This window comes from Variovorax sp. RA8, from assembly GCF_901827175.1.
In the GTDB taxonomy this organism is placed as follows: domain Bacteria; phylum Pseudomonadota; class Gammaproteobacteria; order Burkholderiales; family Burkholderiaceae_C; genus Variovorax.
In genome coordinates this window covers 5,405,607-5,427,297 of record NZ_LR594662.1, presented here as the reverse complement: position 1 = coordinate 5,427,297, position 21,691 = coordinate 5,405,607, and the positions used below count along the sequence as shown (strand labels likewise).

The 21,691-nt window shown below is 63.3% G+C and carries 18 protein-coding genes and 4 pseudogenes; 12 read left to right on the top strand and 10 right to left on the bottom strand.

Features of this window, described 5'->3' with window-relative positions; translation table 11 throughout:
• Positions 1-204: 204 nt before the first annotated feature.
• Together E5P3_RS25855 and E5P3_RS36510 are read right to left on the bottom strand one after the other, a co-directional pair.
• Positions 205-555, bottom strand: a complete 351-nt coding sequence (locus tag E5P3_RS25855) for an RNA recognition motif domain-containing protein (protein WP_162588576.1) — start codon at positions 553-555, stop codon at positions 205-207.
• Between the two features lie 117 nt (positions 556-672).
• Positions 673-882 (bottom strand): hypothetical protein, encoded by a 210-nt coding sequence (locus E5P3_RS36510; RefSeq protein WP_162588575.1) that lies wholly within the window; start codon positions 880-882, stop codon positions 673-675.
• A 630-nt stretch (positions 883-1,512) separates the two neighbouring features.
• On the opposite strand from E5P3_RS36510, the gene E5P3_RS25850 reads away from it, so the two are divergent.
• Positions 1,513-1,824, top strand: coding sequence for a polyhydroxyalkanoic acid system family protein (locus tag E5P3_RS25850; protein ID WP_162588574.1), 312 nt, complete (start codon positions 1,513-1,515; stop codon positions 1,822-1,824).
• A 600-nt stretch (positions 1,825-2,424) separates the two neighbouring features.
• On the opposite strand, the gene E5P3_RS25845 is transcribed toward E5P3_RS25850, so the two are convergent.
• Positions 2,425-2,703 (bottom strand): hypothetical protein, encoded by a 279-nt coding sequence (locus E5P3_RS25845; RefSeq protein ID WP_162588573.1) that lies wholly within the window; start codon positions 2,701-2,703, stop codon positions 2,425-2,427.
• A gap of 591 nt (positions 2,704-3,294) precedes the next feature.
• Between E5P3_RS25845 and E5P3_RS25840 the strand changes: the two genes are divergently transcribed.
• A complete protein-coding gene (locus tag E5P3_RS25840) occupies positions 3,295-4,743 on the top strand; it encodes an IS1182 family transposase (RefSeq protein ID WP_162588572.1) in 1,449 nt (482 codons plus the stop codon).
• A 588-nt stretch (positions 4,744-5,331) separates the two neighbouring features.
• Here E5P3_RS25840 and E5P3_RS25835 read toward each other — a convergent pair.
• The 4 genes from E5P3_RS25835 to E5P3_RS25820 all read right to left on the bottom strand — a co-directional run bounded on the left by E5P3_RS25835 (position 5,332) and on the right by E5P3_RS25820 (position 9,371).
• Positions 5,332-5,550: a DUF202 domain-containing protein gene (locus tag E5P3_RS25835; protein ID WP_162588571.1), complete on the bottom strand. Its 219-nt coding sequence runs from the start codon at positions 5,548-5,550 to the stop codon at positions 5,332-5,334.
• On the bottom strand, positions 5,502-5,912 hold the full coding sequence (locus E5P3_RS25830) for a YidH family protein (protein ID WP_162588570.1): 411 nt from the start codon (positions 5,910-5,912) through the stop codon (positions 5,502-5,504). Before E5P3_RS25830 ends, E5P3_RS25835 begins: the two co-directional genes overlap by 49 nt.
• 401 nt (positions 5,913-6,313) lie before the next feature.
• Positions 6,314-7,285 (bottom strand): Bug family tripartite tricarboxylate transporter substrate binding protein, encoded by a 972-nt coding sequence (locus E5P3_RS25825; RefSeq protein ID WP_232073311.1) that lies wholly within the window; start codon positions 7,283-7,285, stop codon positions 6,314-6,316.
• 22 nt (positions 7,286-7,307) lie between these two features.
• Positions 7,308-9,371: a metallophosphoesterase gene (locus E5P3_RS25820; protein WP_162588569.1), complete on the bottom strand. Its 2,064-nt coding sequence runs from the start codon at positions 9,369-9,371 to the stop codon at positions 7,308-7,310.
• A gap of 85 nt (positions 9,372-9,456) precedes the next feature.
• Between E5P3_RS25820 and E5P3_RS25815 the strand changes: the two genes are divergently transcribed.
• Complete coding sequence (locus E5P3_RS25815) at positions 9,457-10,269, top strand: IclR family transcriptional regulator (RefSeq protein WP_162588568.1); 813 nt, start codon at positions 9,457-9,459, stop codon at positions 10,267-10,269.
• Between the two features lie 158 nt (positions 10,270-10,427).
• On the top strand, positions 10,428-10,715 hold the full coding sequence (locus tag E5P3_RS25810) for an alanine racemase C-terminal domain-containing protein (RefSeq protein WP_162588567.1): 288 nt from the start codon (positions 10,428-10,430) through the stop codon (positions 10,713-10,715).
• A gap of 106 nt (positions 10,716-10,821) precedes the next feature.
• Here the strand turns inward: E5P3_RS25810 and E5P3_RS25805 are convergent, their stop codons facing one another.
• On the bottom strand, positions 10,822-11,766 hold the full coding sequence (locus tag E5P3_RS25805) for a LysR family transcriptional regulator (protein ID WP_162588566.1): 945 nt from the start codon (positions 11,764-11,766) through the stop codon (positions 10,822-10,824).
• Positions 11,767-11,870: 104 nt separating this feature from the next.
• On the opposite strand from E5P3_RS25805, the gene E5P3_RS25800 reads away from it, so the two are divergent.
• The 5 genes and pseudogenes from E5P3_RS25800 to E5P3_RS25780 all read left to right on the top strand — a co-directional run bounded on the left by E5P3_RS25800 (position 11,871) and on the right by E5P3_RS25780 (position 18,908).
• Positions 11,871-13,220 (top strand): aspartate aminotransferase family protein, encoded by a 1,350-nt coding sequence (locus E5P3_RS25800; RefSeq protein WP_162588565.1) that lies wholly within the window; start codon positions 11,871-11,873, stop codon positions 13,218-13,220.
• 50 nt (positions 13,221-13,270) lie between these two features.
• The gene (locus tag E5P3_RS25795) at positions 13,271-14,788 is read left to right on the top strand and encodes a CoA-acylating methylmalonate-semialdehyde dehydrogenase (RefSeq protein WP_162588564.1); all 1,518 of its coding nucleotides are present in this window, start codon (positions 13,271-13,273) and stop codon (positions 14,786-14,788) included.
• A gap of 244 nt (positions 14,789-15,032) precedes the next feature.
• A pseudogene (locus E5P3_RS25790) lies at positions 15,033-16,343 on the top strand (D-amino acid dehydrogenase); the annotation flags it as partial.
• Positions 16,340-17,422: an alanine racemase gene (gene alr, locus E5P3_RS25785; protein WP_162588562.1), complete on the top strand. Its 1,083-nt coding sequence runs from the start codon at positions 16,340-16,342 to the stop codon at positions 17,420-17,422. The pseudogene E5P3_RS25790 and the gene alr, both read left to right, overlap by 4 nt.
• A 796-nt stretch (positions 17,423-18,218) precedes the next feature.
• Positions 18,219-18,908, top strand: a complete 690-nt coding sequence (locus tag E5P3_RS25780; RefSeq protein ID WP_162588561.1) for an alpha/beta hydrolase-fold protein — start codon at positions 18,219-18,221, stop codon at positions 18,906-18,908.
• Positions 18,909-19,392: 484 nt separating this feature from the next.
• On the opposite strand, the pseudogene E5P3_RS25775 reads toward E5P3_RS25780, so the two are convergent.
• Together E5P3_RS25775 and E5P3_RS25770 are read right to left on the bottom strand one after the other, a co-directional pair.
• Positions 19,393-19,467: pseudogene (locus E5P3_RS25775) on the bottom strand (glutathione S-transferase family protein); the annotation flags it as partial.
• A 261-nt stretch (positions 19,468-19,728) separates the two neighbouring features.
• Positions 19,729-20,346, bottom strand: a complete 618-nt coding sequence (locus E5P3_RS25770; RefSeq protein ID WP_162588560.1) for a YdeI/OmpD-associated family protein — start codon at positions 20,344-20,346, stop codon at positions 19,729-19,731.
• A gap of 321 nt (positions 20,347-20,667) precedes the next feature.
• On the opposite strand from E5P3_RS25770, the pseudogene E5P3_RS35905 reads away from it, so the two are divergent.
• From E5P3_RS35905 to E5P3_RS36200, 3 genes and pseudogenes are all read left to right on the top strand, one after another.
• Positions 20,668-20,933: pseudogene (locus E5P3_RS35905) on the top strand (hypothetical protein).
• A gap of 208 nt (positions 20,934-21,141) precedes the next feature.
• Positions 21,142-21,426: pseudogene (locus E5P3_RS35900) on the top strand (integrase); the annotation flags it as partial.
• Between the two features lie 79 nt (positions 21,427-21,505).
• Entirely contained in the window at positions 21,506-21,628 is a 123-nt protein-coding gene (locus tag E5P3_RS36200; protein WP_269474012.1) for a hypothetical protein, read from the top strand.
• Positions 21,629-21,691 lie beyond the last annotated feature (63 nt).

Genomic DNA, 21,691 nt, shown 5'->3' with positions numbered 1-21,691 from the left:
CAATCCCATATAGGCGCTCATCATGGAAGCAACTACGAGTCATCGAGAGCCGTGGAACAAGGGCAAGCTTGTCGGGCACAAGACTCCCTTCAGGCTCAAGGAAATTTGGGCCATCCGACTACGTTAGTGAGCCAGCACCCGGCGAAGGTCGGCCAAAAAAAACGGCTCAAGAGAGCCGTTTTGTTTTAGAAGATGTTACTGGCCTCAGTAGCGACCACCGCCGTAACCACCCGTGCCATAGCCAATGTCCGAGCGCCTTGCTGTACTGTAACCAGCCGCGCTGTAGCCACCTGCGCCGCCACGCTCTTCGCGGGGGCGGGCGAGGTTCACGACAATCGAGCGTCCATCGACGGTCATGCCGTTCAGACCGTTGATCGCGGCTTGGGCGACTTCGGCAGAAGCCATTTCCACAAAGCCGAAGCCCTTGGAGCGGCCGGTTTCACGGTCCATCATGACCTTGGCCGAAGAGACATTGCCAAACTCGGCAAAGTTGCTTTCAAGGCTGGAATCGGTCACGGAGTAGGGCAGGTTGCCCACGTAGATTTTGGTGCTCATGGAAAGAGCCTTTCTGAAAGAAGTGCGCAACGGGTGTCGCGCCGTTGGGAGTCGGCTGTGCGGAGCGGGAGTCCGCAGCAACTGGCAAGGGAAAATGGGATCTGCGGCAGCAGATCATCAGCACGTAGGAGGGTGGGGCATGCACGTTTGAAGCCAACCCTGTGTGACTGCGAAAAGCCGGGCGGCTTCGCGCGAGGCAAAGGGTTTGTCAAAACGGAATACTCGACAGTAGCTGCCGTTACCCTGAGAACGATGGAGCGAGAAGGAGGCGCGAAAGCGGCCACAATCGGTCTGCTGTGTCGCGGGCGAAACGACGTACTTGCCCATGGCAATGGCGGTTTTTGGAATCTAATTCATTCAGGATCGCAGGCTTGAATCAACCTGCGCGAGCCATCTAGGAACTCAGTTGGCTGCAGCTCTACAGACCAACAGGGCGACAAAGGTCGCAAAACGCGGACCTGCATGGGGCGGATTCCCGCCCCTGAGCAGGCGCTGCGGCAACTGACGATCAAGCGCCGTGACTGCAACAACCCCATTATATCATTGCCCGTTATTTAGGGATTCACTGACATTCTTTTTGGTCTTAAGGGGTGCCACTCCGGAGGCGCCACGACCTACAGAGCGCTTCCTCGGATCGAGCTCGCGTTTGCCAACGGCGGGCTGTCCGGTTGTGGAATCGTGCTACGGACGGGCCGCCCTGACCCGATGCTCGAACGGACTACAGCTGGCCTAACCTAGGGACGGCTGCCCGCCACATCATCAGCGGCGCGTCGCAGAAGGCGGAAACCAAGGGCAGCGGCTTCTAGCGCCCGGTATTTAGTGCCCGCCTGCGCAACGCCGGGGAGCGGGGACGGGTGGACGTCCTAGCCAGCAATCAAGTCGCATTCGGCGGCCCGCCGGCCAATCGCCTGCTGCAAGCCCTTGCCCAGCGCGACGATTCGCGGCACGCTAGTTCCCATGGCGTCGCCCATCATCATTAGCGTTCCACATGAGCTCGGTCGCGCAGAGGCCCGACGCCGCATCGAGGCCGGTTTCGCTAAGATCATCAACCCGTTGCCGGGCAGCAGCGGGGCCCGCAGCGAGCGCTGGGATGGTGACCGGCTCATTTTCAGCGTCGCGGCGCTGGGTCAGACGGTCTCCGGTGTCATCGACGTGCTCGACGCCGCCGTAGTGATGGAAATCGAGTTGCCTGGTGTCCTCCGCGTGATCGCAGGCGGCCTCAAGGAAAGACTGCAAAAAGTGGGTCAACTGCTGCTGACGAGGAAATAGTTCCTGCAACGGCCACCTGGCATCTGAAGGCAACTATGGCGGTGCCGCTAGGTCGGGACTAGCGCTTCTAGGGCCGTGACGGTGGCGAGCAGCTCCGACGAAGCACAATCCTGGCCACTCCCGAAGCAGTGCGCCAACCACACGGCGGGCAACAGTCGGCCAACACCGGACCTTCCAGACCGCCCGCCAAACCGCCCTGTCAACGCCAAGGCATGAGCATCGAAGCCGACCTCACCATCGCCGGGATTCCCTACGAGTCGGGAGCCATCAACTTCCGCTAGGCGGTTTCCGAAGGTCAGTACAGCCACGGCAAGGAGGATGGACTTTGGCGTGTCAGGAGCCGGAGAAGGACGATGCCTGAACGCGGCAGGACAACATCGGAGCGCATGCCGCAATCTCATGCGACGCGCACTGCGAGGCGCGCCCCACGCGAGACGGCTCCTCAAACTTGAGGATGGCAAGCGGCTGCTACGCGCACGGCATCCAGTCCGCAACCTGAGGCGCAGGTGCCGCTTTGCACAACCGCCCGCGCGGAGCGTCCCGGCACGATGGCGATGCCCAACGGCGAGCGCGTGTTCAATATCTCGCGCGAGACGCTCACTAGACCTTGAATTCCTTGTCCAGGACGAATATTTTGACGGTCTCTCTCTTTACGCCATCGAAGGCCATGGCTTCCGCCGTCGCGGGGGAATCCATGCCCTTCATGAACGCGTCCAAGTCATCGGGCTCGGCGCACACCGCGACTTGATTGCCTGCGATGGTCGCGAAACTAATTGGCTTGGTTACGGTTTGGCTCCTGAAAAGCGGACCGTGGGTCCGGAAGCCCTTCTCCCACTTGTCCGGGTCTTCAATCTGCGCTGTGATTACTACTTTGGGCATGTCATCTCTCCTTTGAGCAGGCACCCGCTCAGATTGGAACTTTGAAAGTCTGATTGCTACGCGCCAAAGTTGCCAGTCTGGCTTGGAGGTTCACACACCAGTCGACGAAGTTCATGCGGGTCTCATTGGTGGTTTCAGGCCAGGGCGAGGTGGGTGGCCTTGGCCATTTAACGGCCGCGATATTGAACTAGTCAATTTGTATTACATTTTGACGTTCATGGATGCTCGCAGGGCTTGACGCAGGCGCGGCAGGAGCCGGTCTGGCCTTCCGAGTTCGTGGCCTCGGTGGTCATGTCCAAAGTTGTCGACCGTTATCTCGAGCTTCCGTCAAGGCGCGTTGCGTGTTTGCAAAGACCGACCTTGACCGTTCGACTTCCGAGTTCTTCGGCGCTGTGTCGTTTGAAGCTGGCAGAGCTCCTTTGAGCGTGGAGCGCAACGCTGAACTTGGACGACCTACGACAAGAATGACGCGGTGTACAAGGTCGCGGCCATTAGGGCAGACGGCAAGTGACGGCCGAGCCTGTGTGAAAACGGGTTGAATAGGTGACGGTGCTCGCCTAGATTGTGGCAACGCTACTGAAGGGCAGCCACATGAAGCGATTCATCGAAGGCGAGGATCGACAGCAGGTCACTCTGCTGCCAGAGTGCCTTGACGACTATATAGGCGAAGACAACCCGGTGCGGGTTGTCGATGCCTTCGTCGAGGAACTGGATCTGCATGCACTGGGTTTTGAAGGCGTCGATCCGGCAGCCACCGGCCGACCTTCGTACCACCCCTCGGTCCTGCTGAAGCTCTACATCTACGGCTACCTGAACCGTATCCAATCGAGCCGGCGCCTGGAGCGCGAGGCGCAGCGCAACGTCGAGCTGATGTGGCTCACCGGCCGGCTCGCCCCGGACTTCAAGACCATCGCCGACTTCCGCCACGATAACGGAACCGGTATTCGCAACGTTTGCCGCCGCTTCGTCGGTCTGTGCCGCGACCTCAAGTTGTTCTCTCATGCCATCGTGGCCATCGACGGCAGCAAGTTCAAAGCGGTCAACAGCCGCGATCGCAACTTCACCGCGGGCAAGATCGACGCGCGTCAGCGGCAGATCGAGCAGAGCATCCAGCGCTACCTCGATGCACTGGAGACAGCCGACCGCACGCAGCCGGCGGAGGTAGAGGCCAAGACCGAGCGGTTGACGGAGAAGATCAAGAAGCTGCGCGAGCAGATGAAGCAGCTCGATCGCACCAAGGAAGAATTGAAGAAGGAGCCTGATGGGCAACGCTCGCTCACCGATCCTGATGCGCGTTCGATGAACTCGCAAGCCAAGGGCTCCGGCCTGGTGGGCTACAACGTTCAGGCGGCGGTCGACGCCAGGCACCACCTGATAGTGGCGCACGAGGTCACCAACGAGGGCAACGACCGCGCGCAGCTCAGCAACATGGCCAAGGCTGCACGCGAGGCGATGGGCAAGACCAGGCTACAGGCCCTTGCCGACCGCGGCTACTTCAACGGCACGGAGCTCAAGGCCTGCGAGGACGCAGGCATCACGACCTACGTGCCAAAGCCGATGACCTCGGGCGCCAAGGCCGAAGGCCGCTTCGACAAGAGCGACTTCATCTACATCGCGAAGGCCGACGAGTATCAGTGCCCTGCGGGCGAACGGGCCATCTACAGGTTCAGCACGCTCGAGCGAAATGGCCTCCAAGCGCGTCTCTATTGGACCAGTGCCTGTCCCTCATGCCCATTGAAAAAGCAGTGTACGACCGGCGACTATCGCCGCATCCGTCGCTGGGAGCACGAAGAGGTGCTTGAGCGCGTCCAGCAACGCCTGGACCGCAAGCCTGTCGCGATGACGCTGAGAAGGTGCACCGTGGAGCACGTGTTCGGAACACTCAAGCACTGGATGGGCTGGACGCACTTCCTGACGAAGAAGCTGGAGCACGTGAACACTGAGATGAGTCTGCACGTGCTGGCATACAACCTGAAGCGGGTGATCGCGATCCTGGGTATTGCCAGAACGATGAAGGCGGTCAGGCTGGTGGGGGCGTGAGCCTCTTCAAGTGCCCTTCGCAGTTTGCGCAGCGACTCTGCCCCGAGGCAAACCGCTGTCTGTGCGACGGGACCACTCGATGACTCCGTGGCGCCGATGACGACCACAGCGCCGCATGGCCGGCATACTCGCGAGTCAAGAGCCGTTTGCACACGACCTCGGCCAGCAGCAGTCCTTCGCGCGACCTCTTTCGAATGTCGGATCCTAAAGCACGTAGCAGTCATTCAACCGCGGCGGTCGAATCACGGAGGAGTGCCAGAGAAACGAGAACTTCAGCGATCCACAGCGGGCCGCTCATCTCGGCGCGCCCGTTCATGGTCAGCATGCCAGTGGAGAGCACCTTGAGTGACGTTTGCCAATGCACCTGCTAGTCGGGGACACCCCCGCGCGCCGGGCGCCCGCAGGGATGCGGGGTCATCCTCGGAAAGCGTGGCTAACGGCGACTGACCAAAGGCCCGTTAACGTGGCCAACAGGCACGCCCCCATTACCGCCTTCGCCGCGGTCGCACTTACGGGGTGCGGCGGACTGTCCCGCAATCAACAGAAGTCGCCGGCGCCGACCGAGTCCGAAGGTCGCGGCCGCCGCGATCAGCAGCATGCATGACATGACAGACTCACGATAGGCGCCGACTCACTCACATAGCCCGCGCGGAGGTTGAGCACCCCGTTGAGCAACAAACCCGAAGCAGTGCCCGTCCAGGACAGTGTCGTGCGTTCCGGCTGCAGGCCGGGATCCCTGGGTGGAGGGGCTCTCACGATCAGAACCCGATGGTCGAGGCCGTGATAAGCGCCGCGAGCGCGGTGCATGTGGCGAGGATCGTCCCGGTCAGCCAAGCAAGGATGCTCGAGTGCGGCAACGGCGACTTGTGGCGCATCGAGATCTCGTTGTGTCGCCAGCGCTGATAGGCCATCGTGCTCAGCATGGCCGCGAGCACGCAGAGCGCACCGGCCACGAGCGCGACCACCAGGTGAGGGTGCAGCTTCGTGGAGAACTGGTCCAGCAGAACGCCAGCCGCCAGGACTGCAAGCGTCGTCCGGATCCTCGCGAGGAAGGTGCGTTCGTTGGCGAGGGTGAACCGGTAGTCCGGCTCTTCGCCCGTCGTTCGCCATGCAGCAGGTTCCCGCGCATGCTGGGCATGCAGTTGATTGTCGGAATGATCGTGGTTCATGGCTCGCGCGTGTTGGTCATGCCGAATTTCGGAGCGTGAGGGGCTGTCGCACGTGTCTTGTCGATCACGAGGGTTCGAGCAAATGTTCAGCGTGCGGTTCTGTAGGCGTCGATTGCCCGGGATTGAGATTGTTCCCACTCATTCCGTCTCAGTGACGGTTCCCCCGGCTGCGGCGTCCCTCATCGTCAAGATGACACAGATGATTGTTTGCAGATCCGACACGATGGCAACTCAGGCGGGGGGCGTGATCTTGGGGTTCGCTCCATGCGTCGATCGCACTTTGGGCACCAAGCAGTCACCCATGCAACGCTTTCATCCACCATCGAACCGGTCCCGGATGAGAATCGCGTGTTCGCGGCAACGGTGTTTCGCATGCGGGTGATGATGTATCTCAGCCCGGGCTACTGGTCCGCGGTGATCCCGGTCCGCTCCACGATCCCCTTGTACTTCGTCATCTCCTCGGTGATGAACGTACGAAACTGCTTCCCTTGCATCGGACGCGCTGTCAGCCCCTGGTCCTCGAGGTGCTTGATAAGCTTGTCGTCGCTAAGGGCCGTTAGGACGTCTTTGGCGACCTTGTCCTGCAAGGCGGCTGACATCCCTTTCGGGCCGAATACGCCAAACCAATTGATAAGCTGCAGTTCCGGCAGTCCCAGCTCGACGGCTGTAGGTGTATCGGGCAAGAGCCGCTCGCGCTTCTCGCCCGCCACCAGAATGGGTTTGAGCCTCCCGGACTTGATCTGCTGCAACAGCGGTGGCGTAGTGGCGAAGAAGAGGTCGATCTGACCGCCCACCAAGTCGGTCACCGCGAGCGAGGTGCCGCGGTACGGAACGTGGAGCACGGGCAGGCCCGTCGCCTTTCCCAGCATCTCGCCTGCCATGTGCTGCTGGCCGCCGACGCCCGGCGATCCGTAGCTCAGAGGCGTGGCCCGGCCCTTGGAGGTCATCAGTGTTTTGAAGTCGCTGATGGGATTCTTGGGGCCGGCGACTAGGACCAGTGGCGCGACGGCGACGAGGGCGACGGGCGTGAGGTCCGTAAGCGGGTCGTAGCGCATGGAGCGGAAAACCAACTTGTTGATGGATACCTCTGGCGTGTAGCCGAGCAGCAGCGTATACCCGTCGGCAGGCGCATGTACCGTCTGTTCGCCCGCTAGCATGCCGCTCGCACCCGGCTTGTTCTCAACGATGACCGACTGTCCCCATGCTTTGGACAGGCTGGCTCCCAGCACACGCGCGACGATGTCCGTGGCTCCACCGGGCGCATAGCCCACCAGCATCTTCACTGGCTTGTCTGGGTAGTCGGCGTGAGCTGCTGTGGCGAGAACGGTCATGCTTGCCAGGACAATCTGGGATACGAAAGGACGGAATTGCATCGGGCTCTCCATGGGGTTTGGGTTAGTGGATCGTCAAAAGAAGCGCCTCGGACTGCGGTGGCAGTTGTGCCAGAAGGCCAAGGGCATCGTCGCGCGACGCGCGGCTACCCCCGAGCAGGTCGTGCACCCGTGCGGATGGAGGCAGCTCACGCAGCTGGGGTTCGAGCGCCTTACGGGGGGCGTGCAAGAGCGAGACGTATTGGCCACCCGTGGTGCCGAGAAGCCCGTGGCTGCACGCGGACAGATCCACTGAGCGCAGATGCGAAAGCGTAGCGTTCAGCGCGGTATAGACCTGCGCGCCCGGCCGCGGGTCATACCGGCGGTCGATGAACGCCTGACGCGGGAAGTAGCCGCGATCCACATCCATGAACGTGTCGAACACGAAGCGCAGCCGGCTCGACCCCTTGGAAAGCAGCATTGCCTGGGCGACTCTGGCCGCGAAATCGTGATCATCGGCGCGGGCAGTCGCCAGGTTCGGGCCACTGGTTTTGAGGGACACGAGGATCGGCATCTGTAGCTCCTCTGCCAGGGTGATCAGGGCAAGTCCGGTGCCCACCAAATCCTCGGTGGCCTCCACGCGCACCGTGATCCCGTCGATCGTTGATGCGGCAAGCGCGGCGCGGATACGTCCGAGTTCGTCGGGAAGCTCTCGGAGGACGAAGCCTGCCTTGACGAAGTGGTTGAAGTGCTTACCGTCGAAGTGAGTCTCGTCGAACGTATGGATCTTTGAGAAAAACAGTTGTGCGCCGCTCTCTTGCCTGCTACTGGCAAGCGCCAACTGGTTTTTCGCAAGGGTCTGCCAAGTGGCGTTGACCTCGAGCGCGCAGACCCCCGCTTCCTCGGCATCGGCGCGGCTGAGAGCCGGCGGTCGGCCGAGGCTCGTCAGTACGTAGCGATGGCCCATGCGCGCGAGCAGTTGCATGCGCGAGCGCGCCTGTAGATCCTGGAAGTCCAAGTCGGGGACTTTGGAGAGCCTTGCGCCCATCTCCCACAGCGCCAGGAAAGGGTAGTCATTGCGCGCCCATTTGCGCCCAAACTCCTGAACACCGCCGGTTGCCGCAATTTGCTGACACTCCGTCCAGGGATGCCTTAGTTCTGCGCCCACCGCGTCGAAGCTCGACATGGCAGGATGCGATGAGAAGCTGGGCGCGGGCGTCGGCGCGGAGTCGGCCGAGCCCATGCGCCTGCCATGGGTGCGGATCGAATGGGCGACATGGCCGCGCGGGTAGACATCTACGACGAAATATCCAAACTTCTCGGCATCCCCTCGCCCGTACTCCACCGCGGGGCCCACCCGGTAGAACTCCGTAAGGTCGTGCCGCAGGAACGCCGTCGACGGCAGCATGTAGTAATCGGCGGTGCCAACACGGTCGTACCAGAAGTTGTGCACATGGCCAGCGAACACGGCCTCGACGCTCGGGTGCTTCATCTGCTCAACCAGCCATGTGCGGCCTGGCTCGTCGATGTTGTCGTAGCTGCCCCGCTCGTCCTCGGCGAGGACATAGGGCGGGTAGTGCATGAAGAGAAAGACTCGCTGGCCGCCGGCCGAATCGATCTGCTCTTGCACCCATTCGCGCTGCCGCGCTTCGTCGTCCAGGCCGGAATTGACGAGCAGTGAGTTAATGGCGATGAAACGCGTACCCTGGTGGTCGAAGCAGTAGAAGTCCGGCCCGAACGCCTCGCGATACGTGGCGAGGTAGTCGTCGCAGACTTGGTCCGCCGGCATCCAGTCGATCTTCTTGTCTCCGACATCATGATTTCCCGGCGCCACGTGCAGGGGCACTTGCAGTGGGGAGGCGATTTCCTTGAAGCACTCCACGGCTTGCGCAAAAGTGGGCAGCGAGGGCACCGGATGCACGATGTCCCCGAGGTGAAGTACGAACGCTGGGGGAGGGTCCATTGCGGAGATGTCGTGAAAGACGAAGCGAGCGCGGTCATTGGCCAGCCGATTGGTCTCGCAAGGCGAACTCGACACGCCGTCGGCCTCATTTACGTGCGTGTCTGCTACGACGACGAACGAGAAGAGTGGCTTCGCACCCGTTGCAGGGTTTTCCAACAGGCGAATGGGATGCTTTGCGGTCAACATAATGGAACATCAATCAAAATAACGGTCCGGCATAGTCGCCGCACAATCCGCACCTGTCAATCCTTTTCTGGAAACCGAAACTGAGATGCCCAACGAAAACCACCTTGACCCCGGCGCGCTGGACAGCGGCGCGTTGGAGTCGCATCCGTCCTTTGCCTCGACCCTCGCAAACGGCTTGGCGGTGCTTGGGTGCTTCAGCGCCGGCGAGCCGTGGCTGAGCAACAGGGACATCGCGCTGAGGCTGGGCCTGACGAAACCGACGGTCTCGAGGCTGGCTTTCACGCTGATCGGCCTCGGCTACTTGCGCAGGGACAAGCTCACGGGCAAGTACCTACTAGGCCCTGCTGTTCTGTCCTTGGGCTACCCGCTGCTGTCCCAGTTGACCATTCGACAAGCTGCGGCGGATGACATGCTCGAACTTGCAAAGTACGCCCGAGGACCAATCTCCGTGGGTGCGCGCGATCGCTTGCAAGTGGTCTACGTGGAGACTTCCCAATGGAAGGAAACGAACTCCACGAACCCCGGAATCGGATCGACTCGCCCGCTGCTTCGCACCGCTATGGGGCGGGCGCTGCTGTATGCGCACCCCATCGAGGAACGGCGGCTCTTGGAGCAGCATCTTTCGCAGGCCTTGCCGGAGGAGTGGCGCAACTACAGTTCCGGCCTGTCTGCAGCCTATGAGGAAATCGTCACCAAGGGCTTCTGTACGGTGGCGGGGGAATGGCGGTCCACCCTCGCGGCCGTCGCAGTACCGCTACGCCACCCGGTCGGCGGTCTCTGGTTGGCAGTCAATCTGACTGTGCCGAGCTATTCAACGACCCGGGAGCAGCTTGATCAGGATCTTGGTCCCCGGCTGCTCGAGCTCGTGAGGCGCATGGAGCAGCGCATGGGGCACTAGGCCCTACGTCGTGCCTGCCTCTAAGCGCCGATAACAGCGTAGGCACCCGGCTGAACTTCGATCTGACCACCACGCACGCCGCGCGTGCGCAAGGCCAGGCATCTGCTCTACGGCGCTACGCCGTTGAACGACGACGTCGACGCCGGACTGTTTCGGTGATGTCGCTCGAGAGCGAGGTGTTGGCGGTGCGCGATCTTCCCGCGGGCGAGTTCGTCGGCTACGGCGGTCGATTCGTGACCGACGCGCCTTTCCGGATTGAAATGGTGGCGGTCGGCTATGCGGACGGCTACCTGCGCGGGATCGCCGAGCACGCCGGTCACGGTCGGCAGCATCGCTCGCGCATCGTCGGAAGGGCCTCCATGAACATGATGTCGGTGGACCTGTCCACCTCCCTTCCGAGGGGATCGGAAGCCGCGTCGAGTTGCTGGGCAAGTCGATACCGGTGAATCAGGTCGCCACCGCCTCGAAGACCATCGCGTAGGAATTGCTTTGTCGAGTGCAGCGGATCCCGAAGGTCTATGTCGGCTGAGCCGTCGCGAACCTTCGAAGCCCTCATGCCTCGCGCGCTCGCAGCAACTGATCTGCGTGGGACCGGGCCAGCACCTCGAGAAAGGTCGACGCCAGCCGCCCTTCGGACTGCGAGCGCCGCGAGATCGCCACGAAGCGGACCGTGTACGTGCATTCGGGATGTGCGACGCGCTTGATCGATCCATCGGCGACGAAGGTCCGGGCGTAGTGGTCGGGCAGGAAGCCCAGGTAGCACCCCGACAGGACCAGGGTGGCGATGGCTTCCTGGTCGCTGACGGTGGCCTTCCGCCGCAGCGCGAATCGGTGGGATGCCTCCATGTTCGGCGAATGGAAGCCAAGCCCGGCGTAGTCGTAGTCTTGGAGCTCGCTCCAGTCGAGGTCCTCGTGCCGCACATCCCACAAGGGATGCTGCCGCCCGCAATAGAGGTACATGGTCTCGTCGAACAGCGGGAGATAGTTCAGGCTCTCGGACTCGCGATGCGCCGGAATCACGCCGGCGTGGAGCCGGCCGTCGATCACGCCGGTCTCGATGTCGCCGAGCGTTCCGACCATCACGTCCAACATCACGTCGGGCGCCTGTCTCCTGAAGCCGCGGATCGCCTCGCCGATGCGGGCCTGCGGATTCGAGACGGTCTTGTCGAAGAGGCCGATCGACAGAGTGCCGGTGAGTTCGGCGTGCATCTCCTGCACATCCGTGCGGAACGACTCGATGGCGCCCAGCACTTCCACCGCCCCGGCGTAGACGCGCTTGCCATCCGGCGTCAGGGCGAACCCCGCGCGACCGCGCCGACACAGGATGAGCGCCAGCCGCTCCTCCAGGTCCTTGATGTGGCGGCTGATGGTCGAGCGACCGATGTTGAGTTCGAGTTCGGCCGCCGCCAGGCCGCCGCAGTCCACGACGGCCTTGAAGATCCTGAGCAGCCGGATCTCGGAGTCGCTGACCTGGCCGAGGAGCGCCTTCTTGACCATATAAAGTTTCAATCCTTAGCACGTGAAGCGGCTCACGTGGCAGTTTACTGGAACGAAGTAGCTCAGGATCATCGTGGCTGTTTCAACTCCACTGCGGCCCTGCCATGAAGCTCAACGACATTCCGAACAAATTCCAGCCCCTGACCCAGGCGCAGCTCGATGCACATTGGATGCCGTTCAGCGCGAACCGGGAATTCAAGAAAGACCCGCGGCTGCTGGTCGAGGCGCAGGGCTGCTACTACACCGATGCCGACGGTCGCAGGATCTTCGACGGCCTTTCCGGCCTCTGGACGTGCGGGTTGGGTCACGGGCGTCCGGAGATCGTCGCCGCCGTGAGCCAGCAGGTCGCTCGCTTGGACTACGCGCCGCCATTCCACTTCGGCCAGCCGCTCGCCTTCCAACTGGCCGAACGAATCGTCGAGAAGATGCCTGCCGGCCTGGACCACGTGTTCTTCGTCGGCTCCGGCTCCGAGGCTGCCGACACCTCGCTCAAGATGGCCCGCGCCTACTGGCGGGCCAAGGGCCAGGCCAGCAAGACGCGCCTGATCGGTCGCGAGAAGGGCTACCACGGCGTGAACTTCGGAGGCATCTCCGTCGGGGGCATCGGCGGCAACCGGAAGACCTTCGGCCAAGCCGTGGAGGCCGACCACCTGCCGCACACCCAGCCCGCAGCGGGCTCCTTCCACAAGGGAATGCCGCAGGAAGGCGGCGAAGCGCTGGCCAACCGCTTGCTGGACCTGATCGCGCTGCACGACGCGTCGAACATCGCCGCGGTCATCGTCGAGCCCTTCTCCGGTTCCGCCGGTGTCGTCGTGCCGCCCGTCGGCTACCTGAAGCGCCTTCGGGACATCTGCACCCAGAACAACATCCTGCTCATCTTCGACGAGGTCATCACGGGCTTCGGCCGTGTTGGGGCGTGGTCCGGCGCGGAGGCCTTCGGAGTCACACCCGACATAGTCAACTTCGCCAAGCAGGTGACCAACGGTGTCGTCCCCATGGGTGGTGTGGTGGTCAACTCCGAGATCTACGACACCTTCATGGAGACGGCCGGCGCGAAATACAACGTGGAGCTTCCGCACGGATACACCTACTCCGCGCATCCCCTCGCATGCGCCGCGGCGCTGGCCACGATCGACGTGCTCCAGCAGGAAGGCATGCTGGCGAGGGTGCGCACGCTTTCGTCGCACTTCGAGCGAGCCGTCCACAGCCTCAAGGGCTCGAAGCACGTCGTCGACATCCGCAACATCGGCCTGGCCGCCGGCCTGACCATCTCACCCTATCCGGGTGAACCGGCGCGCCGGCCGTATGAAATCGCCATGCGCTGCTGGCGGAAGGGCTTCTACGTGCGCTTCGGCGGGGACACGATCCAGCTCGCTCCGCCATTCGTCTCCGAGCCGGCGCAGATCGATGCGCTGGTCAACGCTTTGGCGGATGCGCTCGCAGAGCAGCCCTGATCAAGCTTCCCATCCATTTCATCCCGCCTCGACAGAGGCACGGAGTCATCATGAAAAACACGCCAGTCGCCATCGATCATTTCATCCAGGGCAGTGTCGTCGCCAACACCTCGGGACGCACCCAGGACGTCTTCAATCCGGCGTCGGGAACGCTCACCGGCCGCGCCGGCCTGGCCGGCGTCGAGCAGGTCGATGCCGCCGTCGTCGCGGCACAGAAAGCCTTTCCCGCCTGGGCGGACACGCCGCCGATCCGCCGCGCGCGGGTGCTCTTCAAATTCCTCGAACTCCTGAACCGGCACCGCGACGAGCTGGCACACCTCATCACGGCCGAGCACGGCAAGGTCTTCACCGACGCGCAGGGCGAAGTCTCGCGCGGCATCGACATCGTCGAATTCGCCTGCGGCATCCCGCAACTGCTCAAGGGCGACTACACCGACCAGGTCTCCACCGGCATCGACAACTGGACGATGCGCCAGCCGCTCGGCGTGGTCGCCGGCATCACGCCGTTCAACTTCCCGGTGATGGTGCCGATGTGGATGTTCCCGGTGGCCATCGCCGCGGGCAACACCTTCATCCTCAAGCCCAGCCCGACCGACCCGAGCCCGGCGCTGCGCATGGCCGAACTGCTCAAGCAGGCCGGCCTGCCGGACGGCGTGTTCAACGTGGTGCAGGGCGACAAGGAAGCGGTCGGCGCGCTGCTGGTGCATCCCGACGTCAAGGCCATCAGCTTCGTCGGCTCGACACCGATCGCCAACTACATCTACGAGACGGGCGCGCGCCACGGCAAGCGCGTGCAGGCCCTGGGCGGCGCGAAGAACCACATGGTGGTGATGCCGGACGCGGACATCGACCAGGCCGTCGACGCGTTGATCGGCGCCGGCTACGGCTCCGCTGGCGAACGCTGCATGGCCATCAGCGTCGCCGTCCTGGTCGGTGACGTGGCCGACCGGCTGTTGCCCAAGCTGGTCGAGCGAACCCGGACGCTCAAGGTGCTGGATGGCGAGAACCTGGCCGCCGAGATGGGACCCATCGTCACGCGCGCCGCGCACCAGCGGATCACGGGCTGCATCGAGCAAGGCGTGACGGATGGCGCGCATCTCCTGGTCGACGGCCGGGCGTTCGAGAGCCACCGGGCTGGCGAGGGTTGCGACGACGGGTTCTGGCTCGGCGGCACGCTGTTCGACCACGTGACGCCGGAGATGCGCATCTACAAGGAGGAAATCTTCGGCCCGGTGCTCTCGTGCGTGCGCGTGCACGACCTCAAGGAGGCGGTGGACCTCGTCAACGCCCACGAGTTCGGCAACGGCGTGGCCTGCTTCACCCGCGATGGCAACGTGGCGCGTGAGTTCTCGCGGCGCATCCAGGTCGGCATGGTTGGCATCAACGTGCCCATCCCGGTGCCCATGGCCTGGCACGGCTTCGGTGGCTGGAAGCGTTCACTGTTCGGCGACATGCACGCCTACGGCGAGGAAGGCGTGCGCTTCTACACCAAGCAGAAATCGATCATGCAGCGGTGGCCCGAGAGCATCGGCAAGGGTGCGGAGTTCGTGATGCCGACGGCGAAGTAAGGCGAGTCGACGCGGTTGGTTTAGCGCTCTGCGCGAGACAGCGCGCCACCCATCGCACGGGCGCTGACAGCTAAGCCGCCCAAGGGCTAGAACGTAGGTGTGATCGTGCTGAACAAGAAATTGTCAGGCGCCCAAGGAATCGCGTGAGATGGCGCCTCACTCGCCCCGGTTACGACCGAAGAACAATGGAATCTTCTAGACCAGTCCCAAACGAGTTTGGCGAACGTTCGAAACAACAACTCCTGCAATTTCTACTATGAAAGTTCTTGTTCTCGGCGGCGGCGTCATCGGCACCACCACGGCCTACTACCTTGCACGCTCAGGCGCCGAGGTCACCGTGCTTGACCGCCAGGAGGGCGTGGGGCAGGAGACCAGCTTTGGCAACGCTGGGCAGGTGTCGCCCGGCTACTCGACGCCTTGGGCCGCTCCTGGCATTCCGCTGAAGGCGATGAAGTGGATGCTGCAGCCTGAGCATGCGCCGCTTGCCATTCGCCCCGACGGCACGCTCTTCCAGTTACGTTGGATGGCACAGATGCTGCGCAACTGCTCGCCCAATCGCTATGCAGTGAACAAGGAGCGGATGATGCGGGTGGCCGAGTACAGCCGCGACTGCCTGCGCGCGCTCCGGGCCGAGACAGGCATCCAGTACGAGCAGCGCACGGGCGGCACGCTGCAACTTTTTCGCAAGCAGCAGCAGCTCAACGCCGTCGAGCGTGACATCGCCGTGCTTCAGGAATGCGGCGTTCCTTACGAGCTGTTGGACCGGGGTGGCCTCGCTCGCGTCGAGCCTGCCCTCGCCAAGACCGGAAAGGGCTTGGTTGGTGGGCTGCATCTGCCCAACGACGAAACGGGCGATTGCCACCTGTTCACGAACCGGTTGGGAGACCTTGCGCGGGGTCTTGGCGTCAACTTCCGATTCGGCGCGATAGTCGAGCAGTTGCTGAAGAAGGGCGGTCGTATCGTTGGCGTTCGTATGGACGGCAAGGTGATGACCGCGGACCGCTATGTGCTCGCATTCGGAAGCTATTCGCGTTCCGCACTGGCACAGCTGGAGCTGGACATTCCGGTTTACCCAGTCAAGGGCTACTCACTCACGGTGCCGCTGCTTGACCCCAGTCTGGCGCCGCAGTCGACCGTACTGGACGAGACATACAAGATCGCGGTGACGCGCTTCGACAACCGCATCCGCGTCGGCGGAATGGCCGAACTGGGTGGCTTCGATCTGCGACTCAACCCGCGCCGCCGCGCCACGCTCGAGAAGGTGGTGGGCGAGCTGTTTCCGGGTGGCGACCTTCCGGCAGCCAGCTTCTGGACCGGCCTTCGCCCGATGACGCCGGACAGCACGCCGATCATTGGCGCCACGCCGCTGGCCAACCTTTTCCTCAACACCGGACACGGCACCTTGGGTTGGACCATGGCCTGTGGCAGTGGCAAGCTGGTATCGGACCTGGTGATGGGGCGTAGGCCCGAGATCAGCACCCACGGGCTGGCGATGGATCGCTACGCAAGCGCCGCGCGCTTGCCCGCGCGACAGCCTGCCGGTGTCCCGTCATGAGCCGCCCAAGCCGTGCGCTGATCGATGTTCAGGCGCTGCGAAGGAACTACCGCTTGGCCCGGGAGCTTCATGGTGGCCGAGCCCTCGCGGTGCTCAAGGCGAACGCCTATGGGCACGGTGCCGTCGCGTGCGCACGAGCGCTCGAGTCGGCGGCGGATGGGTTTGCAGTCGCATTTCTGGACGAAGCGATTCAACTGCGGCACGCCGGCATCGGAGGCCCGATTCTGGTCCTCGAAGGCTGCTTCACGCGCGCAGAGCTCGTCGAAGCGCATGCACACCACTGCTGGGTTGCGGTTCACCAAGAAGAGCAGCTGAGTGCCCTGGAACAAGCGCCTTCGCAGATCCAGGGCATCCATGCATGGCTCAAGTTCGACAGCGGCATGCGTCGGGCTGGATTCCCGCTCACACAAGCCAAAGCGCTCGCACAGCGCCTGCAAAGCTGCGAGGCGGTGTCGCGCATGACGCTCATGACGCACTTTGCCAGGGCGGACGAACCTGAGTCACAAGCCACGACAAGACAAATCGCAGCTTTCGACAGCGCGACTGCCGGGATCTCGGCCGAACGAAGTCTTGCCAACTCTGCCGGTCTTCTTGCCTGGCCTGCGGCCCGTCGCGACTGGTCCCGACCCGGGATCCTGCTCTACGGCGCCGATCCGCTTCCAGGGAATCCGAGCGCACTTTCGCCAGTCATGACGTTGGAAAGCGAGGTCTTCGCCGTGCGCGAGCTTGAAGAGGGTGATGCGCTCGGCTACGGCGCGCACTACGTCGCCGCCACGCGGCGGAGAATTGGCCTGGTGGCAATCGGCTACGCAGATGGATACCCACGCACGGTGCCGCCGGGAACGCCGGTGATGGCCGGGACACACCGGGCTCAGATCGTCGGCCGGGTCTCGATGGACATGCTGACCATCGATCTGACGGACTTTCCGAGCGAGGGAGTGGGGAGCAAGGTCGAGCTCTGGGGCAGGAACATTCCGGTCAATGACGTCGCATCCGCGGTCGGAACGATCGGGTACGAATTGCTGTGCCACGTCCAACGGGTGCCGAGGATCTATGACAACGCGAGCGCGACGACTTAGCGACTTGATCAACGCCCGCAGTGGCGATGTCCGTCCAGGGCGCTCAGCGGCAGCGGGACCCGTCGCAATAACATGACTGTTCGCGCTACAACAAGCAGTCGTTTCCAGTCGCGCGCCCGAACCGCCGGATCGGGCCCATACCGGTGTACAGATTTCTCCGAAGCAGCCGTTGGTGCCTAACCGAGGTTGCCCCGGGAAGGCGAGTTCTTCGAACTCTTGCAACAGGTGTGCGCCGCTGACGTTGTCGCCCTGGTCGTAGGCCGCCTTCGCCGAAGCCAGCAAGGCGCGAAGCGCGACTGCATCGGTTGTCCCTTCGGCCTCCAGTGGTTCGAGGCCGTGCTGGAGTTCGGCAAAAGCCGGGGTAGGGTCATCTGGTCAGCTTCAGCCAGAAAGTCAAAACGGACGAACTCTGGGGCAGTCACGATGACAACCGACAGGAAGCTCAAGGGGTCCCCTGTGGTTTTACACGCTGCATGCGCTACTCCATTTGTTAAGGCTCAATGACGTAACGGAACATCGCGGCGGATGCCCGGTACTGGCCGAATTCTGCCCAGACCGCCCCACCCGCGCTGCCATTACTACGATCCTCGGAGCCGCATGTTGTCATAAACATCGCCGCGAACGATCCGATCTTCGCGGCGACGGTACTCAAAGCCATCTTTCTGCTACCGTTGGCGTGGTGCCCACATTTCGTCCGACACGCAGGTGCTTCGGCGCCTGGGGCGCGATCGCCGCCGCCCTCGGCGCATCCGGCCTGCCAGGCTGCGGCTACATCCCGCGCGACGCTGTCGTCCCGATGCCGACACGGCTGTTCAAGAGCCCGTGCGCCGCGCAAGTCCGTACGCTGCTGGTCATTCTTCCTGGCCGCGGCATGACGATTCGCGAGCTGAACCAGCAAGGGTTCGTGGCCGCTGTCCAAGCGACCGGCCTCGCCGTCGACGTGCTATTGGTAGACGCGCATGTGGGCTATTACAAGGGCAGCGGCATTCTCGAGCGGCTGCGCATCGATGTCGTCGCTCCCGCGCAGGAGGCGGTCTTTTCGTCGATCTGGATGGCCGGCATTTCACTGGGCGGTTTGGGCGCGCTGTTGTATGCCGATGCGCATCCGGGCGAGATCGCAGGCGTGCTGGCGCTCGCGCCCTACCTTGGCGAACTTGAGGCCATGCCGGCGGTCATTCGGGACGGCGGCCTGCTGCATTGGCAGGCACCGCAGGGGCCGCTGCCCGACAGCGAGATCGGTCCGCAAGCCTGGCGCAGCGTGCAGCAGCTTGTGCGCGTCGGCGAGGCGCCACCGCGGCCGCCGGTCTACCTGGGCTACGGTCTCTCGGATCGCTTCGCCCCCGAACAACGCGCGCTGGCTGAGGCGTTGCCGCCGGCCCGGGTGTTCACCGCTCCAGGCGGTCATGACTGGGATCCGTGGCTGGGCCTATGGCAACGCATGCTGGCAGCCTCGGACCTGCCGCGCTGCTCGACCGCTCCGCCCTAAACGTCAATCCGCTCCGAAGGCCTGCCGAAGTTCGTCGAGCGCCGCTACGCGCCAGTGCATCTTTCGTATGGACTCAAAGCGTCGGAGGAAACGCCGCTGTCAAGGGCTCGAAGCGAAGGTCCGGTCCTGCCGCCTCGACTGGTCCAGCGCAATCTATGCTCGGTTCAGCTCGCTTGAAACACGCACCCGAAGAGGTGGTTCGACAAGCTTCGGCTCGGCTAGCACGTCTTCTCGTCGTCCGTGAGCGTCCTGCGAACCCTTGAACGGCTCGCCCGCGGCGGCCAGGGCGACGGCTGTGCATGGCTTCGTCCGCGCCGGCACGACGTCCCGTCAGCCCGCCGGTAAGGGGGTGGCGTTGATCGCCAGTTGCGCCGCGAACGCCCGCTGTTAGGCCGCCCGCGCTTCTCCGCGAGCGACTTAGGCGGCCAAGGCGGAAGGACACCAGACGCACCTCGTAGGGCAGGCCGACTTGCTCCAGCGCCTAGCGGACGCGCGTGTCGCGCGCCAGACCCTTGCCGCCGCCGGGCGACCGTTCAAAAGCGGTGATGGTGATGGTCATCGTGAGTGTCCTTTCGTCGCCGCGGATCATCGCTCTGCAGGAAGGGGCTGTGCGCTAGTGCAATCAGGATTGGACTCGTTAGTCGAAAGACCGGTCCTGGCCGCTGGCGAGCAGTGAGGCTCTCGAGCCCAATGTTCGACATCTGTCTCGACCTGAAAGTTGGTTCCGAAGGAAGTCCCGAGACCGTCGGTGGCATCCGGTGAAGCCCCGTGGCCGCGCTTCAAGAGCTGTGGCCCAGGAGACCACGCGTGAGCCTCGCGGTCATGCCTTGGCACTGGGCTTGAAGATGTGGATGGTCTCGCCGCGCGCGAGCTTCTCCACCAATTGGGCGATGCGTCTGGCGCGCGTCTCGGCCTTCACGGCCGTCTGTATTCGCCACAGCACCGCGTAGCGATTGGCCGCGTTGATCGTTGCAAAGAAGGCCTTGGCCCTCGGCTCGGCTTCAAGCGCCGCCAACAGGTCCTCCGGCACCGCCGACGTGCGCGCTCCGTCGTAGGCCTGCGCCCAGCGTCCGTCGGCCTTGGCGGCCTCGATCTGCGCGTAGCCCGGCGCCTGCATGCGGCCCGCCTCGATGAGCGCCGCGACCTTGTCGACGTTGATCTTCGACCAAATGCTGCGCGCGCGCCGCGGCGTGAAGCGCTGGAGAAAGTGCTGGTCGTCGAAGCCTTTCTTCTGGCCGTCGATCCAGCCCCAACAGAGCGCGATCTCCACCGCCTCGGGGTAGGTGACGCTGGGTTCATTGGCGCCCCGCTTGGCGATCTTGAGCCAGAGGCCGTCGGAGGTGGCGTGATTCTTCTTCAGCCAGGTCTCGAAAGCCTTGGCACTCTTGAACAAGGTCGGGGAGGAGTCGGGTTGGATGGCGGATTTGGCGGCAGGCATCGCATGGAGTGTGCCGCAGCGAGCCAGCGCAATTCGCTGCACCGCGGCATGGGCCTTGGTGCATTGTCACGGCCTAGAAAGGCCGGCCTGGCCAGAGCCCGCGCGGCAATCGCGCAGCTCACACGACGGCGTTCGATCGCGCTACCCTACGCGCCTGCGCCTCGGCATCGGCCGCGGTGCCAGCGAGGAGTCGGCCATAACCGGCTGGTCTTGGCCGCATTCTGCCTTCGGGGGCTCGTGCGATTTGGCCGGGCAGCGGAACTGATGTGTTGCTAACATGGGTCGTTTGAATGGTCGACCGATAGAGAGAGCACAAGCCGCATGCCGAATGAGTTCAATCGAAGAGACGAACTAAAAAAGATGGTGCTCTGCGCGTCGTGCGCCGGAATCCAGCGCAACTGGCGCCGCGCGCCCGGGCACGCCGAACTTGTTCAGATGTCCAGTCGCAAGGTGGAGCGCAGCGATGGTGACAGGGGGGGCACACAGTCACCGTCACCAGCTACCGCTGCGACGCCTGCGGCACGCGGTGGGAGTACGAAAACGATAAGTCGAACCAACAGGCAGGCTGGTCGGTCGTGGGGCAGTAGGCTCGCTGCGGACAGGGTCGAAGGACTGCTGTTGGTCGAAGGCAGTCAATCCGCTGATCGGGTCGATCAGGCGGCGCGGCCCTTTGCAAGCACTAGGCCTCTCTGCTCCATAGCATCCAAATAGTTCATGGCTCCAGTGGGCAGCCGCGGGTGGCTGCGGCCTCATTGGAGGGATGGCCAATGTCGTCCTTTCGAGAAGGAGTGCATCATGGAAACGCACGTCAGTACCAGTGGGCCATCGAACAAGGGAAAGCTGATTGGCCAGAAGGCGCCGCTCAAAGCGAAGGAAGTTTGGTCCATACGTACGCACTTGCAGATGGCGAAGCGCATTCGGGACCTTGCATTGTTCAATCTTGGGTTCGACAGCAAGCTGCGCGACTGTGACCTTGTCGCTTTGCGCGTTCGGGACGTTTGCCACGGGGATCGGGTTTCGAATCGTGCGATGGTCATGCAGCGGAAGACCACCCAAAGACCGGTTCAGTTCGAGATCACGCAAGTGCCTGAGCCGCTATCTGGCAAGAACCCTGAGGTCATTGCTTGCCCGATCCAGACCCGCACTCTAGACTGGCCGCATGCTGACCACCACCCTCATCCTGGCCCACGCCGCAGCGGCGGCACTGCTCGTTGCCGCCGCAACCGTTCGGGCGCGCAGGCTCGCAGCGGTGCGTCGCAAGCAGACGCCCGCAGATCACTGAGCCCGGCGGTCCGCTCCTTCCCTCTTCAGCGCAACCATTCACCGCCGGGCACAAGTCCCGCGC

What these genes read in the sequence shown, in the direction of transcription:
- E5P3_RS25830 (WP_162588570.1), bottom strand. Translation starts at nt 5,912, where the DNA reads ATGAACCACGATCATTCCGACAATCAACTGCATGCCCAGCATGCGCGG.
- E5P3_RS36200 (WP_269474012.1), top strand. Translation starts at nt 21,506, where the DNA reads ATGCTGACCACCACCCTCATCCTGGCCCACGCCGCAGCGGCGGCACTG.
- E5P3_RS25805 (WP_162588566.1), bottom strand. Translation starts at nt 11,766, where the DNA reads ATGGTCAAGAAGGCGCTCCTCGGCCAGGTCAGCGACTCCGAGATCCGG.
- E5P3_RS25840 (WP_162588572.1), top strand. Translation starts at nt 3,295, where the DNA reads ATGAAGCGATTCATCGAAGGCGAGGATCGACAGCAGGTCACTCTGCTG.
- E5P3_RS25780 (WP_162588561.1), top strand. Translation starts at nt 18,219, where the DNA reads ATGCCGACACGGCTGTTCAAGAGCCCGTGCGCCGCGCAAGTCCGTACG.
- E5P3_RS25810 (WP_162588567.1), top strand. Translation starts at nt 10,428, where the DNA reads ATGTCGCTCGAGAGCGAGGTGTTGGCGGTGCGCGATCTTCCCGCGGGC.
- E5P3_RS25800 (WP_162588565.1), top strand. Translation starts at nt 11,871, where the DNA reads ATGAAGCTCAACGACATTCCGAACAAATTCCAGCCCCTGACCCAGGCG.
- E5P3_RS25795 (WP_162588564.1), top strand. Translation starts at nt 13,271, where the DNA reads ATGAAAAACACGCCAGTCGCCATCGATCATTTCATCCAGGGCAGTGTC.
- E5P3_RS25835 (WP_162588571.1), bottom strand. Translation starts at nt 5,550, where the DNA reads ATGCACCGCGCTCGCGGCGCTTATCACGGCCTCGACCATCGGGTTCTG.
- E5P3_RS25820 (WP_162588569.1), bottom strand. Translation starts at nt 9,371, where the DNA reads ATGTTGACCGCAAAGCATCCCATTCGCCTGTTGGAAAACCCTGCAACG.
- E5P3_RS25815 (WP_162588568.1), top strand. Translation starts at nt 9,457, where the DNA reads ATGCCCAACGAAAACCACCTTGACCCCGGCGCGCTGGACAGCGGCGCG.
- E5P3_RS25770 (WP_162588560.1), bottom strand. Translation starts at nt 20,346, where the DNA reads ATGCCTGCCGCCAAATCCGCCATCCAACCCGACTCCTCCCCGACCTTG.
- E5P3_RS25855 (WP_162588576.1), bottom strand. Translation starts at nt 555, where the DNA reads ATGAGCACCAAAATCTACGTGGGCAACCTGCCCTACTCCGTGACCGAT.
- E5P3_RS36510 (WP_162588575.1), bottom strand. Translation starts at nt 882, where the DNA reads ATGGGCAAGTACGTCGTTTCGCCCGCGACACAGCAGACCGATTGTGGC.
- E5P3_RS25825 (WP_232073311.1), bottom strand. Translation starts at nt 7,285, where the DNA reads ATGCAATTCCGTCCTTTCGTATCCCAGATTGTCCTGGCAAGCATGACC.
- alr (WP_162588562.1), top strand. Translation starts at nt 16,340, where the DNA reads ATGAGCCGCCCAAGCCGTGCGCTGATCGATGTTCAGGCGCTGCGAAGG.
- E5P3_RS25850 (WP_162588574.1), top strand. Translation starts at nt 1,513, where the DNA reads ATGGCGTCGCCCATCATCATTAGCGTTCCACATGAGCTCGGTCGCGCA.
- E5P3_RS25845 (WP_162588573.1), bottom strand. Translation starts at nt 2,703, where the DNA reads ATGCCCAAAGTAGTAATCACAGCGCAGATTGAAGACCCGGACAAGTGG.